Annotated in this window: 12 protein-coding genes; 5 read left to right on the top strand and 7 right to left on the bottom strand. The window is 56.7% G+C overall.

What is annotated here, in order from left to right; genetic code table 11:
* Positions 1-5: 5 nt before the first annotated feature.
* The 4 genes from AAFM46_RS07585 to AAFM46_RS07570 form a co-directional block, all read right to left on the bottom strand.
* The gene (locus AAFM46_RS07585) at positions 6-389 is read right to left on the bottom strand and encodes a GntR family transcriptional regulator (RefSeq protein WP_283526786.1); all 384 of its coding nucleotides are present in this window, start codon (positions 387-389) and stop codon (positions 6-8) included.
* Positions 386-2,320 carry an ABC transporter ATP-binding protein gene (locus AAFM46_RS07580; RefSeq protein WP_283526784.1) on the bottom strand — a complete coding sequence of 645 codons (1,935 nt, stop codon included), beginning with the start codon at positions 2,318-2,320 and terminating at the stop codon, positions 386-388. The genes AAFM46_RS07585 and AAFM46_RS07580 overlap by 4 nt, the downstream gene beginning before the upstream one ends.
* On the bottom strand, positions 2,317-4,125 hold the full coding sequence (locus AAFM46_RS07575) for an ABC transporter ATP-binding protein (protein WP_343320233.1): 1,809 nt from the start codon (positions 4,123-4,125) through the stop codon (positions 2,317-2,319). The genes AAFM46_RS07580 and AAFM46_RS07575 overlap by 4 nt, the downstream gene beginning before the upstream one ends.
* Before the next feature lie 212 nt (positions 4,126-4,337).
* Complete coding sequence (locus AAFM46_RS07570; protein WP_343320231.1) at positions 4,338-5,081, bottom strand: PIG-L deacetylase family protein; 744 nt, start codon at positions 5,079-5,081, stop codon at positions 4,338-4,340.
* A gap of 310 nt (positions 5,082-5,391) precedes the next feature.
* Between AAFM46_RS07570 and AAFM46_RS07565 the strand changes: the two genes are divergently transcribed.
* The 3 genes from AAFM46_RS07565 to AAFM46_RS07555 are packed head-to-tail and all read left to right on the top strand — an operon-like array spanning position 5,392 to position 9,755.
* A complete protein-coding gene (locus AAFM46_RS07565; RefSeq protein ID WP_343320230.1) occupies positions 5,392-7,929 on the top strand; it encodes a DUF3516 domain-containing protein in 2,538 nt (845 codons plus the stop codon).
* 21 nt (positions 7,930-7,950) lie between these two features.
* Positions 7,951-8,457, top strand: a complete 507-nt coding sequence (locus AAFM46_RS07560; RefSeq protein ID WP_283526776.1) for a GNAT family N-acetyltransferase — start codon at positions 7,951-7,953, stop codon at positions 8,455-8,457.
* Positions 8,454-9,755, top strand: coding sequence for an alpha/beta fold hydrolase (locus tag AAFM46_RS07555; protein ID WP_343320228.1), 1,302 nt, complete (start codon positions 8,454-8,456; stop codon positions 9,753-9,755). The genes AAFM46_RS07560 and AAFM46_RS07555 overlap by 4 nt, the downstream gene beginning before the upstream one ends.
* A gap of 22 nt (positions 9,756-9,777) precedes the next feature.
* Here AAFM46_RS07555 and uvrB read toward each other — a convergent pair whose 3' ends face one another.
* Positions 9,778-11,859, bottom strand: a complete 2,082-nt coding sequence (gene uvrB, locus AAFM46_RS07550) for an excinuclease ABC subunit UvrB (RefSeq protein ID WP_343320227.1) — start codon at positions 11,857-11,859, stop codon at positions 9,778-9,780.
* Positions 11,860-12,006: 147 nt separating this feature from the next.
* Between uvrB and AAFM46_RS07545 the strand changes: the two genes are divergently transcribed.
* Positions 12,007-12,438: a DUF4190 domain-containing protein gene (locus tag AAFM46_RS07545; protein WP_283526770.1), complete on the top strand. Its 432-nt coding sequence runs from the start codon at positions 12,007-12,009 to the stop codon at positions 12,436-12,438.
* 102 nt (positions 12,439-12,540) lie between these two features.
* Here the strand turns inward: AAFM46_RS07545 and coaE are convergent, their stop codons facing one another.
* A complete protein-coding gene (gene coaE, locus AAFM46_RS07540) occupies positions 12,541-13,743 on the bottom strand; it encodes a dephospho-CoA kinase (protein ID WP_343320225.1) in 1,203 nt (400 codons plus the stop codon).
* 19 nt (positions 13,744-13,762) lie between these two features.
* On the opposite strand from coaE, the gene AAFM46_RS07535 reads away from it, so the two are divergent.
* The gene (locus tag AAFM46_RS07535) at positions 13,763-14,500 is read left to right on the top strand and encodes a YigZ family protein (RefSeq protein ID WP_343320224.1); all 738 of its coding nucleotides are present in this window, start codon (positions 13,763-13,765) and stop codon (positions 14,498-14,500) included.
* A 162-nt stretch (positions 14,501-14,662) separates the two neighbouring features.
* On the opposite strand, the gene rpsA is transcribed toward AAFM46_RS07535, so the two are convergent.
* Positions 14,663-16,144: a 30S ribosomal protein S1 gene (gene rpsA / locus AAFM46_RS07530; protein WP_283526763.1), complete on the bottom strand. Its 1,482-nt coding sequence runs from the start codon at positions 16,142-16,144 to the stop codon at positions 14,663-14,665.
* Positions 16,145-16,295: the final 151 nt, after the last annotated feature.

Genomic DNA, 16,295 nt, shown 5'->3' with positions numbered 1-16,295 from the left:
CGCTGTCAGCTGTTGTCCAACGCTGCGCTGACTATCCGTAGGGCTTGAGCTTGGGGCACGCCTAAATCCCGCACGACGGCGGCGAAGGAGTCTGCGGCTGCAGCCACTTGAGCGGCAATCTTGTCTCCACCGGAAGCTATGGCGGTGCCGCTGCGTCCGGCGGTCACAACAATCCCCGCCTGCTCAAGTTCACGATACGCCCGGGCCACCGTATTTGCCGCTACGCCAAGATCGTTAGCCAACGCCCGCACGGGGGGTAGTTTACTTCCCACGCTTAACTCTCCGGAGGAGGCAAGATCCAGTATTCTCAGCCGGACCTGTTCAAAGGGTGGCACGCTGGACTCCGTATCAAGGTGCCAGCGGCGCATAAGAATTTCCATGGAGCTCATACCTGATTCACCTCTTCCACCAACGGATCGCCGAACTGGCTCATATAGAGATCGTAGTAGAAACCCTTGCTGGCCAACAGTTCTTCGTGGTTGCCTTGCTCAACGATTTCCCCGTGGTCCATGACAAGAATCATGTCTGCATCCCGGATTGTAGAGAGCCTGTGCGCTATAACGAAGCTTGTGCGGTTTGCTCGCAGCCTGTTCATGGCCTGGCGGATCATAACTTCTGTGCGTGTGTCCACGGAGCTTGTAGCCTCATCGAGGATCAATATTCCGGGATTAGAGATCCACGCCCTTGCTATTGTCATCAGCTGGCGCTGCCCCTGGCTGAGCCCACCGCCGTCGTCAGTTAACACCGTGTCATAACCATCGGGAAGGGACCGCACAAAGTGATCAACGTGGGTGGCCTCTGCCGCCTCAATAATCTGTGCCTCGGAAGCATCCAGCTTGCCGTAAGCAAGGTTGTCCCGGATAGTGCCAATAAAGAGCCACGCGTCTTGGAGCACCATCCCGAATTGGCTGCGTAAGTCATCGCGCGTTAGCTCGGCTGTGTTGACGCCATCAACTGTGATGGTGCCGGAATCAATCTCATAGAAACGCATGAGCAGGTTCACCAACGTTGTCTTGCCGGCGCCTGTTGGTCCGACAATTGCCACCGTCTCCCCCGGTTCGGCAATAAAAGTAAGATCCTTAATCAGCGGCTCATCAGCCTTGTAGCCAAAGTTCACATGCTCGAAAACGACCCGCCCCGCAGTAGTTCCCAGGACGGCCGATGGGACATGGTCGGGACGCTGCTCCCGTGCATCCAGCAGTTCAAAGACCCGCTCGGCCGACGCCACCCCGGATTGGAGCAGATTGATCATGCTGGCCAGCTGTGCCATGGGTTGGCTGAACTGCCGCGAGTACTGGATGAACGCCTGCACACTTCCAATGGTGATGACACCTTGAGCCACCTGAATGCCGCCAAGGACCGCGATCACTACGTAGTTCAGGTTGGCGACAAAGTTGGTGCTTGGCATGATTATTCCCGAAATGAACTGCGCTTTGGCGCTTGATTCATACAGGTAATCGTTGGAGACTCTGAACTTTTCAATGGCGGCCTCCTGTTGGCCAAACGCCTTCACAATCTCATGGCCAGTGAACATTTCCTCAACATGACCGTTCAAGTCCCCGGTACTCTTCCACTGGGCAGCAAATTGGACCTGTGATTTCCGGGCAATAAGGAAAGTGATCACAGCAACTATGGGCAGTGTCAGCAAGGAGATCACTGCCAGCAGTGGGGAGATGGAGAACATCATGCCCAACACACCAAGGACAGTAAGCACAGCGATGAGGATCTGTGTCAGCGTCTGATTCAGGGTCTGGCCGAAGTTGTCGATGTCGTTCGTCACGCGGGAAAGGACATCGCCGCGGGATTCTTCTTGAAAGTGCGACATGGGCAATCTGTCGAGTTTTTCCTCAATTCCTTTACGCAAACGGTACATGGCACGTTGGACAATGCCTGTTGTCATGTATCCCTGTGACCAGTTGAAGAAGAAGGCTGCAACATACAAGGCAAGAACCATGAGCAAGATGGTGCCCAACGCACTTAGATCTAGGCCCTGCCCGGGCACCACATTCATGGCCGCCAACATGTCAGCTAGTTGGCCCTTGCCGCTGGCTCGCAGTGCTGCCATGGCCTGGTCTTTTGTGGTCCCTGCCGGGAACTGTTGGAGCATCTTGCCCACAACTCCGTCAAAAATGATGTCCGTGGCGTTGCCCAATATTTTTGGTGCCAGCACCGATAGGCTCACCGAAATGGCGGCCATAAGAAGGACAAATGCTATGCGCACTTTATCCGGAGCCATGAGCAGCAAAATCCGCTTAATACTGGGTCCAAAGTTCAGTGCCTTTTTCTGCGGAGGCCCACCGCGTCCCCTCATCATGCTCATGCCGGGCTCTCCTGCTCTTCTGTGGCACGATCCGCTGTGGCCTGATCCCCTGTGGCCTGATCCCCTGCGGCACGCGGTTCGTGACCTGTGCTGAGTTGGGAGGTGACAATCTCTTGGTAGGTGGGGCACGAAATGAGCAGTTGCTCGTGCGTGCCTTGCCCCACAAGGCGTCCTTCATCCAGCACTAGGATATTGTCAGCGTCTTGGATTGTGCCCACCCGTTGAGCTACCACCAGCACAGCGGCCTGGCGAGTGATTGGTTTCAGTGCCGCCCGCAGCTTTGCGTCGGTGGCATAGTCAAGGGCGGAAAAACTGTCGTCAAATAAATACACAGAGGGCGCTGCCATGATCGCGCGAGCAATGCAAAGTCGCTGACGCTGACCACCAGAAACGTTGGATCCCCCTTGACCTATGGGGGCGTCCAGTCCCCCCGGCATTGCGCGAACAAATCCGGCTGCCTGTGCGGTGGCCAATGCCGCCCACAATTGCTCATCTGTGGCGTCGGGATTGCCCATCCGCAGGTTGCTGGCAACTGTCCCCGTAAACAGGTATGCCTTCTGGGGTACCAGGCCGATGGATCCGCGCAGCCCAGCCAGAGTAACTTCCCTGATGTTGTACCCGCCCAACTCGATCTCACCATGGGTGGTATCCAGCAGCCTGGGGATCAGGTTCACAAGTGTTGATTTGCCGCTTCCAGTTGACCCGATGATCGCCGTGGTGGTTCCCGGAGCTGCACTAAAGGTGACTCCGGAAAGAACGGGGTCTTTAGCTCCGGGATAACGGAAAGCAGCGTCGCGGACGTGCAGTACGGCGTCGAGCTTGGCCACACTGATGGCGTTGGGTGCGTCAATCACGCTTGAGTCAGTGTCCAGGACTTCACAAATGCGTTCGGCGCTGACGGCAGCGCGGGGGATCATCATGAACATAAACATGGCCATCATTACGGCCATGAGTATTTGCATAATGTAGCTAAGGAACGCTGTCAGCGCACCAATTTGCATCTCACCGGAGTCAATACGCTGCCCACCAAACCACAGCACACCAACGCTAGTGACATTGACAACGAAAAAGATGATGGGAAACATCAATGCCATGAGCCGTCCTGCGCGCAATTGCGAGGCAGTCAGAGCCCCATTAGCCGCGGCAAAACGTGCAGCTTCATAGTCTCTGCGGCCAAAGGCCCGGATGACACTGATGCCCGTGATCTGCTCGCGCAGTACACCATTGATGTCATCGAGCTGTCGTTGGACCCTTCGGAACGTGGGGACAAGAACCCGCACAAGCAACCCTATGGCGACGATCAGCACCGGCAGGATAACAAGCAGCAGAGCCGAGAGGGGGACGTCCTGCGCCATGGCTAGGATCACACCACCAATGCTCATAATGGGCGCTGTCACCATCAAGGTGAACGACATCAATGTGAGCATCTGGACCTGCTGGACATCGTTGGTGGTGCGGGTGATCAATGAGGGCGCGCCAATGGTGCCAACCTCTTGGGAGGAGAACGTCTCCACCTTGTTGAAGAGGTCACGGCGGATCTGCCGTCCTACTCCCATAGCAAGCCGTGCGCTGAGAAAAGTAGCTGTGATTGCACAAACAATTTGGCCAGCGGTGATCAGCAGCATCCACTGGCCCAAACTCCAGATGACATCAATATTGCCTTTGACCACCCCGTCATCAATGATGTCGGCGTTCAGCGTAGGCAGATACAACGTACCCAGCGTTGAGAGGAACTGCAGCAGCACAATGGCAATTAACGGCCCCTTGTGCGGGGCCAGATTGCGGGCAATCAGTTTCAGCAGCACGCATCCTCCTGTGGCTTAGTGCAAATTATCAATTGGCACTCTGCTCATAACTTACTCCTAGCCCCTGACATTGTCTGCGGCTACCATTGTCTGCGGCCACGCTCAGCCGCCCTGTAGGTACGCCCTCCCTGTCGGTATTCTTTCCTCTCACAACTGGGGGGCGTTACTGTCGCCGGAATCGAGGCGTGGAAGCGGGAATCTCCCAGGAGCCCCTAGCCGTACAGCTCAAAGTCCACCGTGCCGCCCTCCGTAACCCTCTCCACCTGTTTCCGGGCTTGATCCACCACGGGATCCGCGCTTAGAGCAACTAAATATTCCTTGTGTTCCGCCAGGGAAGCTACGGCCATCTCGATGCTCTCGGCCGAGACTGTTTGGGCGTGTGTGGGCTGCGGGGAGCTAAGCGCCACCCAACGAGTTTTATGACGGGCAAACCCCTCCTCTAATAACTCGGGGAAGATCCATTCATTGTCAGCATCAGCAACTGCGTCCAGAACGGCCCGCCCAACAGCCCGGTGGTCGGCCGTATTCCAGCGACCAGGGCCCCATTCGTCGCGGTGGTTTAGTGTCAGCACCACGTCAGGACGCACCCGACGGATCTGCCGAGCCAAATCGCGTCTTAGCGCCAGGCCCTCGAGAATTCTCCCGTCGGGATGGTCAAGGATGACCAGATCACTCACGCCAATGACGGCGCACGCATTCTCTTGTTCACGAGTGCGCAGGGGTCCAGATTTTTCCGGTGCTAGTCCAGCGATCCCTGCTTCGCCTCGTGTGGCAAGCACATAACTAACCTCCTTGCCGGCGGCGAGCCACTGAGCCACTGCTGCTGCCATCCCGTATTCAGGGTCGTCGGGATGGGCAACGATGATCAATGCCCGCTGCCAGTCCTGGGGAAACTCCAGAAGTGCTGTCATTAGTTTCTCTCCCACCATAGAAATGTTGCGATACGGAATCACCATACCGAATTCCCTCGCCGTATACGCCTCTGGGGGAGAACGGAATGCTCCTGCTCAAAATCTACCCGCTTATCCGGCTCCAGGGGGCCTCGAGCAGGCATTTGGCCTACGCCTCGAACTGGGAGAAGTACCGGATTCTCATGTTTATGCCGATCACTCCAGAATGCCTGACCGCCAGCCCGGCAGAGAGCAATTGCCATGTTGCGGAACCTCATGCAGCGCGTGGCAGACCCGCGCAGTGTGAGGGTGGCGCTTGGAGTGTCACCCACAGCGTTCTCCTGCCGCAGTCCCGAGCGCCTAAGCTGGGAAGACCATGAATCTTCTTGAACAGCTAGCCACCCTGAATCCGCAGACTGCCACCGATGACGACGTTTTGGACGCGTTTTTGGAGTGGACCCTTGAGCGGGGGCTGGAACTGTATCCGGCCCAAGAAGAAGCCGCGCTGGAACTTGTCAGTGGAAACAACGTGATCTTGTCTACACCCACGGGTTCGGGCAAATCATTGGTGGCCATTGCGGCACATTTCAATGCCATGGCCCGTGGCGCAGCGAGCTACTATACGGCTCCTATTAAGGCGCTTGTTTCGGAGAAGTTTTTTGCGCTGTGTGAGATCTTCGGTCCCGAGAATGTTGGCATGATCACAGGCGATTCTTCCGTAAACCAGGATGCACCCATTATTTGCTGCACGGCCGAAATTTTGGCGAACATTGCCCTCCGTGAAGGTGAAAACGCGGATGCCGGTGTGGTTATCATGGATGAATTTCATTACTACTCGGACCCCCAACGAGGTTGGGCTTGGCAGCTTCCACTGTTGGAACTGCCGCAGTCCCAGTTCCTGCTTATGAGCGCCACATTGGGCGATGTCAGCCGGTTCGAGCGTGAACTGACGGAATTGACGAACCGGGTCACCACAACGGTTTCCTCGGCCGAGCGGCCCATCCCACTGCACTACTACTACGTGCAAACAGGCGTGCACGAATCCCTCGAAGAGTTGCTCGCCACCAAGCAGGTCCCTGTTTATGTGGTGCACTTTAGCCAAGCCGAAGCGATCGACCGTGCCCAGAACCTGATGAGCATCAATGTATGCACCCGTGAGGAAAAGGACAAAATTGGTGAGCTCATTGCGGGGTTCCGTTTCTCCGCGGGCTTTGGCAAAACCTTGAACCGTCTGGTTCGGCACGGCATTGGTGTACACCACGCCGGTATGCTCCCGAAGTACCGCCGCCTGGTGGAACAGCTGGCCCAGGCTGGACTGTTAAAGGTTATTTGTGGCACTGACACACTCGGTGTGGGCATCAACGTGCCCATCCGCACCGTGTTGTTGACAGCGTTGAGTAAGTACGACGGCGTTAAAACTCGGGTTTTGCAGGTGCGTGAATTCCAACAAATTGCAGGGCGTGCAGGGCGTGCAGGTTATGACACGGCAGGCACTGTCATTGTGCAGGCCCCCGATCATGTGATTGAAAACGCGAAATCAATGGCCAAGGCCGTGGCGAAGTTTGGTGACGACCAAAAGAAACTCCGCCAGGTGGTCAAGAAGAAGCCCATTTCCGGGTTTGTCAGTTGGGGGGAGCCAACATTCAAGCGGCTGGCGGAGTCAGTACCTGAGCCCCTAACATCAAGTTTCACCGTCACTCACGCGATGTTGTTGAACCTGCTGGAGCGCCCGGGTGATCCTTTTCAGGCGGCCAAGACACTGCTGACAAGAAACCATGAATCGCCCTCGAAGCAGCGAGTGTTGATGCGCAAGGCAATCGGCATGTACAGGGAGCTTCTGGGTGCTGGCGTGGTTGAACGCATCCCTGAGAATGAGTTGGAAGCTGACGGTCGTACAGTGCGGCTCACAGTTCATCTGCAAATGAACTTTGCACTGAATCAACCACTCTCCCCTTTTGCACTTGCAGCTCTTGACTTACTTGATGCTGAGTCGCCCAGTTACGCCCTCGACGTCATCTCAGTGATTGAGTCGACGTTGGAGAAACCACGCCAAATCCTCTCTGCCCAGCTCAAGCGTGAACGCACCGAGAAAGTTGCGGCCATGAAGAGTGAGGGCATTGAGTATGACGAGCGCATGGCTATCCTCGACGAGGTGACGTATCCCATGCCGCTGGCGGAAATGCTTTTCGAAGCCTTCGAGGTCTACGGCAAAGCTGCCCCGTGGATGGGCGACTTTGAGCTCAGCCCGAAATCGATCATCCGCGATATGTATGAACGGGCCATGAACTTTGGTGAGTACGTTCAGTACTATTCCCTGGCCCGCTCTGAGGGCATTGTGCTGCGTTACCTCACCGACGCGTACAAGGCCCTGCGTCAGACAGTGCCGCAGGACGCGCTGCGTGAGGACCTTGAGGACATTATCTCGTGGCTCGGTGAACTTGTCCGCCAGGTGGACTCCAGCCTCTTGGATGAGTGGGAGAAAATGACAAGTGGTGACACTGCGGATGCGGTTGAACAAACTTCCCTGCCACCGGCTCCGCCCAGGCTCACCGATAACGCCCGTGCGTTTAAGGTCATGGTGCGCAATGAAATGTTCCGCCGGGTTGAGCTTGCCGCCGATGATGACTTTGATGCTTTGGGAAAGCTCGACGGCGACAACGGCTGGGATGCCGATCGTTGGGCTGATGCGTTGGATAACTACTGGGACGAGCATGAGTATCTTGAGTGCGGTCCTGCGGCACGTGGGCCAGCGCTGCTGCATATCAACCCTTCCTCCGACAGCTGGAGTGTCCGTCAGACGATCGTGGACCCGGAAGGAAATCACGATTGGCATATGCACGCCACAGTGGACCTTGAGGCCTCAAACGAGGCCGGCGCCGCCGTAGTAATATTGCAGGAATTCAGCCGAATGTAAGCGGCGCGATAAGCTTCAGGCATGAGTTTTCCCCGCACTGCCGTGCCCGCTGATGTCCCCGCCATACTTGGCATGATTCACGATCTGGCTGTTTACGAAAAGGAACCGGATGCGGTGGTCAACACCACCGAGATGCTCCACGCGAACCTTTTTGGTGACAACCCGCAGATTTACGCTCACGTGGTTGACTCCCCCGTCGCGGGCGAGCCGATTGTGGGTTTTGCGCTCTGGTTCCTGAACTATTCCACTTGGGAAGGCACCCATGGGATCCACCTTGAAGATCTGTACGTGCGCCCCGACGCTCGCGGCGGTGGATATGGGAAGGCATTGCTGCGCAGATTGGCTCAGATTGCCGTGGAGCGTGGCTATGCCCGAGTGGAATGGAGCGTTCTTGACTGGAATGAACCATCCATCAAGTTCTACCATTCCCTCGGTGCAGCCCCGATGGATGGCTGGCATGTTTTCCGGCTGGACGGTGCCGCATTGGACGGTTTCGGTGCACCCCTAAACAGCGAGGCCCGCTCATGACGCTGGCAAAGTCTGCCGTGCACCGTTCTTTGGCCCCGTTCGAGGTCCGAGGTCTGCGTGCGCAGGACCATTACTTCACTGTTCCCTTGGATCATACCCATCCAGGCGGCCCCTCAATTGAAGTCTTCGCCAGGGAACTAAGCGATCCCAAACACATAGATTTACCGTGGTTGTTGTTCCTTCAGGGAGGTCCCGGAGGGAAGGGTAACCGCCCCGCAGGCATGGCAGGATGGCTCAAAGAAGCCGTCAAGAGTTTCCGTGTTCTGATGCTAGACCAGCGTGGAACCGGCCTGTCCACACCAGCCAACCGGCAGACGCTGCCGCTGGTGGGTGACACGGCCGCGCAAGCAAATTATCTCTCACACTTCCGTGCCACTGACATCGTGGCTGATGCCGAATTGATCAGGCACGCACTTGCTTCTGGACCCTGGAGTATTTTTGGTCAGAGCTTTGGCGGTTTCTGCGCCCTCAGTTACCTCTCTTTTGCCCCCGAGGGTGTCAAGGAGGCACTCGTCACCGGTGGCCTGGGGCCCCTTTCGGGTCCGGCAGATCAGGTATACCAGGCCACTTTTAAACGCCTGCGCAGCCGGAATGCGGAATACTTCGCCAAATATCCACGGGACAGGGATACTCTCACGCGCATCATGCACCACGTTGAACAGGTGCCGGAGCAGCTTCCCACGGGTGAGCGTCTCACCCCCGAACGGTTACAGATGCTGGGTAACTTTCTTGGCGGCAACACCCGCTTCGACGCACTCCACTTCCTTCTTGAGGACGCCTTCATTGACACGGCCGACGGCGCTCGGCTCTCCGACTCGTTCTTGTCCAGCGTGGGAGCGTACGTCAGCCGGAGCGGGAATCCGCTTTATGCGCTCATGCACGAGTCAATTTATGTTCAGGGTGAGGCAACGAATTGGGCCGCTGACCGCGTGCTAGCAAATAACCCGGACTTCCACCCCTACGCCGCCGTTCCGTTGCTCACAGGCGAGGCCATTTATCCTTGGTACTTCGAACAGGACCCAGCCCTGGTGCCTCTCAAAGAACTGGCCGATGTGCTGGCCGCACGGACGGCGGGTTGGGGACCACTTTATGATCGTGAACAGTTGGGCCGGAACACCGTTCCGGCTGCCGCAGCCGTGTACACGGACGATATTTTTGTTGACAGGGACATCTCCCTGGCCACCGCGGCAGCCGTAAACGGCCTACAGGTGTGGGAAACCGCTGACTTTCACCACGACGGCATAGCTGACGATGGCGAGGGTATCTTCGCCCGACTGCTGGCCATGGTGCGCGCCTAAGCACCTGTGGTCTGTGTTCTCCTCAGGCGTGACCTGCCTCGCGCATCTGGCGCAGCTCCTTCTTCAGATCCCCTACTTCATCGCGCAAACGTGCTGCTAATTCAAAGTGCAAATCAGCTGCGGCTCCGTGCATTTGTGCCGTGAGCTCCTCAATCAAGCTAATAAGTTCAGCTGCAGGACGTGCAGCTAGACCGTCGTTTCGGATAGGCTTTTTCTTGCTAGAGCCTTCTCGCTTGCTCCGGGCCTCTTCAAGCAGTGCAGCGGTGTCGGCGTCTTCTCGTGCCAGCTGGTCGGTGATGTCGGCGATCTTCTTACGCAGCGGCTGCGGGTCTATCCCGTGTGCCAAGTTGTAATTGACCTGAATCTCACGACGCCGGTTTGTTTCGTCAATGGCAAATTCCATTGACGCCGTGATCCTGTCCGCGTACATGTGCACCTCACCGGAGACGTTACGGGCGGCACGGCCGATGGTTTGGATCAGGGATGTTGAGGAGCGGAGGAACCCCTCCTTATCGGCGTCAAGGATACTAACAAGTGAGACCTCGGGTAAGTCCAAACCCTCGCGCAGCAGATTGATGCCGACCAGGACGTCAAAAACACCCATGCGCAGCTCGCGCAGCAGCTCAACTCGTCGCAGCGTGTCAACGTCCGAGTGAAGGTACTGAACCTTAATACCGTTACCCAGCAAATAATCGGTCAGGTCTTCAGACATCCGCTTCGTCAAAGTCGTGACAAGGACACGCTCATTTTTCGCGGTCCGTTTACGGATTTCACCCAGCAAGTCATTGATCTGATCTTGGGATGGTTTCACAACAATCTGCGGGTCGATCAAACCGGTTGGCCGAATGATCTGTTGGACGTAGCCATCGGACATGCCCAGCTCGTATTTACCTGGCGTCGCCGAGAGGTAGACCGTCTGGCCAACTCGTTCTAAGAATTCATCCCACTTCAGCGGCCTGTTATCCATGGCGGAGGGTAGCCGGAAACCATGGTCCACCAAGGTTCGTTTGCGGGACATATCGCCCTCATACATTGCACCAATTTGTGGAACTGTCACATGGGATTCGTCGATGACAAGCAAGAAGTCATCCGGGAAGTAATCGATCAGACAGTGTGGGGCGCTGCCTTGGGACCTCCCGTCGATGTGCCGGGAGTAGTTTTCGATGCCGTTGCAGAAGCCCATCTGCTCCATCATCTCCAAGTCATAGGTGGTGCGCATGCGCAACCGCTGTGCCTCGAGAAGTTTGTTTTGGCTTTCCAGCTCTTGGGTGCGGATCGCTAATTCGTCTTCGATTTGTTTGACGGCGCGCGCCATCCGTTCCGGTCCCGCTACGTAATGGGAGGCAGGGAAAACATACATTTCATTTTCTTCCCGGATGATCTCTCCGGTTAGCGGGTGCAGCGTATGGATGTTCTCAATTTCATCACCGAAGAACTCAATCCTGATGGCCTGCTCTTCGTACATGGGGATGATCTCAACTGTGTCCCCACGGACCCGGAACGTTCCACGGTGGAAGTCAATGTCGTTGCGGGCATACTGCATGCTCACAAATTTTCGCAGTAGATCGTCGCGGTTCATTTGATCGCCGCGTGTCAGGGTTACCATCCCCGCCACGTACTCTTCTGGAGTGCCCAGACCGTAGATGCAGGAAACGGTGGCAACAACTATCACGTCTCGACGAGTCAGCAGGGCATTGGTGGCCGAGTGTCTGAGCCGTTCAACTTCTTCGTTGACGGAAGAGTCTTTTTCAATGAAGGTGTCAGACTGGGGCACATAAGCTTCAGGCTGGTAGTAGTCGTAGTAAGACACGAAGTACTCAACCGCATTGTTGGGCAATAGTTCACGGAATTCGTTGGCAAGCTGAGCTGCCAGTGTTTTGTTTTGAACCATGACAAGGGTGGGTCGTTGAACTTGTTCGATCAGCCATGCTGTTGTTGCCGACTTACCTGTTCCAGTGGCACCCAAGAGCACCACGTCTTTTTCACCGTTGTTGATGCGCTCAGTAAGTTCTTTAATGGCAGCCGGCTGATCACCGGCAGGCTTAAAATCACTGATGACTTCAAATGGTGCAACTATACGATTGATCTCTTGCGCAAGGCTCATGAGCTTAACGCTACCCCTGGTTGCCATAGTTGGTACACAACTTTTACATCAGTGGGTAGCACTCCCCATGCAACAATGGCGCAAACACGGCCGAGGCATGGCAAACTGTTACGGATAGATCATCACAAAGAACCAACAGAGGAACACATGTCTTCGAATACACCCGAAAAACCCATTCAACCCTCAGCTGCACAGCAGAGTCCTGTTGCACCTCCCGCTTACGGCCAGGCACCCTACGGTCAGCCTGCACCGTACGGTCAGGCACCCGCCCAGGACCCGGGCAAGACAATGGCCATCATCTCCATTATTCTTCCCTTTGTTGGCTTCAGCCTTGTTGGTTTGATCTTGGCAATTGTGGCCAAGGTGAAGTCCAAAAAGGCTGGTCACAAGAACACGTTGGCTTTCGTCTCCATCATTGTCAATGCCTTGATCATGGTCCTGACAATTATCGGCATCATCGTAGCCGTAACCTACTTCGCTGGTTTGGCTAACGAAATCACACAGGCCTGCCAGGATGGCGCGCAGTCTGTCACGATCAACGGGGAAACCATTCCTTGCCCAACCAACAGTTCGTACTAATTTTCTCAACACAAAATGTAGTTCGCTGTTAAACCGTGTTGGCCCGTACCAGGTGGTGCGGGCCAACACTGTTTAATGGGCAACTACTCGCTTGAGTGTCTTTTACCCGAACGTTTTATGCCTGGCCAACCACGCAGCCATGTCAGGCACCACTTCAGCAAAGTAGGGCTCCTTTGCCGTAGCGTAGGCGGCACTTGAAGTATCTTCGGAGTGCTTTCTGGCAAGAGCGCGCTTGAGGGACTCATACTGGCTCGTGGCCTCGGGTGAAGCGTGGAGCCAGTCACGAAATGTCACAGCAAAGACCGCAGCCGGTGAGCCGTCAACCCGAATATGCAGGTTTACCGGGCGGCCAGGGTCGGCCGAGTTGTGGAACCGCTTCTCCCACCGCTGGCCTTTACTCCCCCCAGCAAAGTCATGGCCCGTATCCCACCATTCACCGTTCCGAGACGGATAGCCCGCCTCCGCTAGTGGTTGGGCCAAGGCGTCAGCAACATCGAGACTGCGGACCCTAATTTGTAGGTCTAGAACATCTTTGGCGGCCAGTCCGGGCACGGCCGTGGAACCAATATGGTCTATACCCACGGCATTCTCCCCCGTAGCCTTGGCCAGCCGTGCCATGATCCTTGCCCCCTGGTACGCCCAGTTCGGATCGCTCGGTACAATCATTGCCGAGCCGGGACCAGGTGCGCTGACTCCGCTAGCCAGGTTGGCGGCGAAGGGAAGCAGGCGAAGATGCCACAGTGCATCCAGTTCAGCTAAGGCCTGCTCTGGTGCGCCTTCATTGACTATCACCACATCTGCTGCGGCAGCCCGCTGATCGTCAGTGGCTTGAGCCGCGATTCTGGCCAGTGCGTCTTCGGGGGACATGCCACGCTCACGCACCATCCGTGCCACCCGAACATCCGTGGCCGCCTGCGCCACCACCACGAGGTGAAAGTTGGCACCCTGCCCTGTCTCCACGAGCAGTGGAATGTCCTGAACCACAATGGTGCCGGCTCCCGCCGCACGCTTGAGCGACTCCGCTTCTGCTCGCACAAGAGGATGAATGATGGAGTTAAGCGATTCCCGGGCTGCTTTGTCGGAAAACACAAGAGAACCAAGTCGTGCGCGATCAAGTGAACCGTCGGCAAGGCGCAGCGAAAGCCCAAACTGATTCACCACGGCGTCAAGGCCTGGAGTCCCGGGCGCCACTACTTCGCGGGCCAATTTATCAGCATCTATGACGTGGGCGCCCAGCTCACGGAACCGGGCGCTGAGCAGTGATTTGCCGGCGGCGATGCCGCCGGTGAGACCTAAGGAGAGCATGAGTCCAGACTAGACTGAAATGGTGAGCCAGACACCCGAATCTCAGCGTGCCACGCCCGGCCGCAACACTTACACCACCTTGGCGGCCGGTCCCGATTTCCGCCACGAGCTCAGCATCAAACGTTCCCGTTTCATCACTGTCCTGCGCCGGGTGGAGAATGAGTCCGCAGCGCGTGACCTCGTAGCTGAGCTGCGGCGTGAATTTCATGATGCGAGGCATCACTGTTCAGCGTTTGTGATTGGCGCAGAGCGTGGGGTGCAACGATCAAATGACGATGGTGAGCCCTCTGGGACAGCGGGCATGCCAATGTTGGAGGCATTGCTTAAGCGCCAGACGCGTCCCGGCGGCACCCCGGCGGGAGCCGCCGCTGATCTAAGCGATGTGTGCGCCGTCGTCGTACGTTATTTTGGCGGGATCCTGTTGGGCGCAGGGGGCTTAGTGAGGGCCTACTCAGAATCTGTCAGCTCGGCAGTTAGCAAAGCCCCGCTTGTACGGCGCGAACGGCTGAGCCTGTTCCAAATTGCCCTGCCGCATGCGGAGGCTGGTCGGTTGGAGAACGAGTTGCGCAGTGCGGGTTATACGATGACGGGTAATGAGTACCATGCCGTTGCCACTCATGTGGGCCTGGCGATGCCCGACGATGCCGCAGTGATAGCTTCTGCCACCGCGCGTTTGGCATCGTTAACTGCCGGTCGCTATATTTTAGCCGCTGCTGGTACGCAGTGGGTGGATACCTCAGTTAGCCCTCACCGCTAGGTCAGCTAAGTTACTCCCACAATATTCTTGGTTCCCAACACTGTGGTTTTATCAGCTGTTAACAAGTGTGGGTCCCCCACCCGAAGGTGGAGGACCCGCACAACGCCACTGCGTTGGCTAAAGCTCTAGCGCAACTAGTTTGAGCAAATTACTGTACCGAAATTAGTTTCCGGTCAGCTTTTCGCGCAGCGCAGCAAGTGCCTCATCGGATGCCAAGGTGCCGGCACCTGATTCGGTAACAACAGGCTCGGAGGAGTAGCTGGTCCCTGCGGACTCGCCACCTTCACCGGCGCCGTCAGCAGCTGCATCTTCTGCGGCGTGCTCGGCGACCTGCTTCTTGTGTGCTTCCCAGCGAGTCTGAGCGTCAGCGTACTGCTGCTCCCATACTGCGCGCTGGTCTTCGTAGCCTTCAAGCCACTCGTTGGTTTCGGAATCGAAGCCAGCCGGGTACTTGTAGTTGCCTTCTTCGTCGTACTCAGCAACCATGCCGTAGAGCGCTGGATCGAACTCGGTGGAGTCGACGTCAACACCCTCATTGGCCTGCTTGAGGGACAGCGAGATGCGGCGACGTTCCAGATCGATGTCGATGACCTTGACGAACAGTTCATCACCAACGGAGACAACCTGCTCGGCCAACTCCACGTGGCGTACTGCCAACTCGGAGATGTGGACGAGGCCTTCGATGCCGTCTTCAACGCGAACGAACGCGCCGAACGGAACCAGCTTGGTGACCTTACCCGGTACAACCTGCCCGAGGGCGTGGGTGCGGGCGAAGGTCTGCCACGGATCTTCCTGCGTAGCCTTGAGCGAGAGCGATACACGCTCGCGGTCCAGATCCACTTCGAGAACCTCGACGGTGACTTCCTGGCCAACTTCGACAACCTCGGACGGGTGGTCGATGTGCTTCCAGGACAGCTCGGAAACGTGCACGAGCCCGTCTACGCCGCCAAGGTCCACGAATGCACCGAAGTTGACGATGGAGGAGACAACGCCGGGACGAACCTGGCCCTTTTCCAGCTTGTTAAGGAACGTGGAACGTACCTCGGACTGGGTCTGCTCAAGCCAGGCACGGCGAGACAGAACCACGTTGTTGCGGTTCTTGTCCAGCTCGATGATTTTGGCTTCGATCTGCTGACCGATGTAGGGCGCGAGGTCGCGCACACGGCGCATCTCGACCAGTGATGCGGGCAGGAAGCCGCGCAAACCGATGTCGAGGATAAGTCCACCCTTGACCACTTCGATGACGGTACCGGTAACGACACCATCTTCTTCCTTGACCTTCTCGATGTCGCCCCAGGCGCGCTCGTACTGTGCGCGCTTCTTGGAGAGAATCAGGCGGCCTTCTTTATCTTCCTTCGTGAGGACCAAAGCTTCGACCTGATCGCCAACGGAGACAACGTCTCCGGGATCAACGTCATGCTTGATGGACAGCTCACGGGAGGGGATGACACCTTCGGTCTTGTAACCGATGTCGAGCAGAACTTCGTCGCGATCAACCTTGACAACTACTCCTTCGACGAGGTCTCCGTCGTTGAAGTACTTGATGGTTGCGTCTACTGCGGCGAGGAATTCTTCAGCAGTACCAATGTCGTTGATGGCAACAACGGGAGTGGTACTAGTCTTCTCGGGGGTCGTGATGGTCATGTAGTAGGGGCTCCGATGTGGATAGTTGGTTTCGCCGAACCCGGCAGCAAGGCCGCGAGGTATCGCGTTCTCACCGAAAATGGGTCCGGAATTATTATGGTTGCAGGGGTTCCTGCGGATAGTTCATGCACATAGTTCATGCAAGGTGCGT

Source organism: Arthrobacter sp. TMP15, from assembly GCF_039529835.1.
GTDB lineage: Bacteria > Actinomycetota > Actinomycetes > Actinomycetales > Micrococcaceae > Specibacter.
The sequence above is the reverse complement of the archived record's forward strand: the minus strand, read 5'-3'. Positions and strand labels throughout refer to the sequence as shown.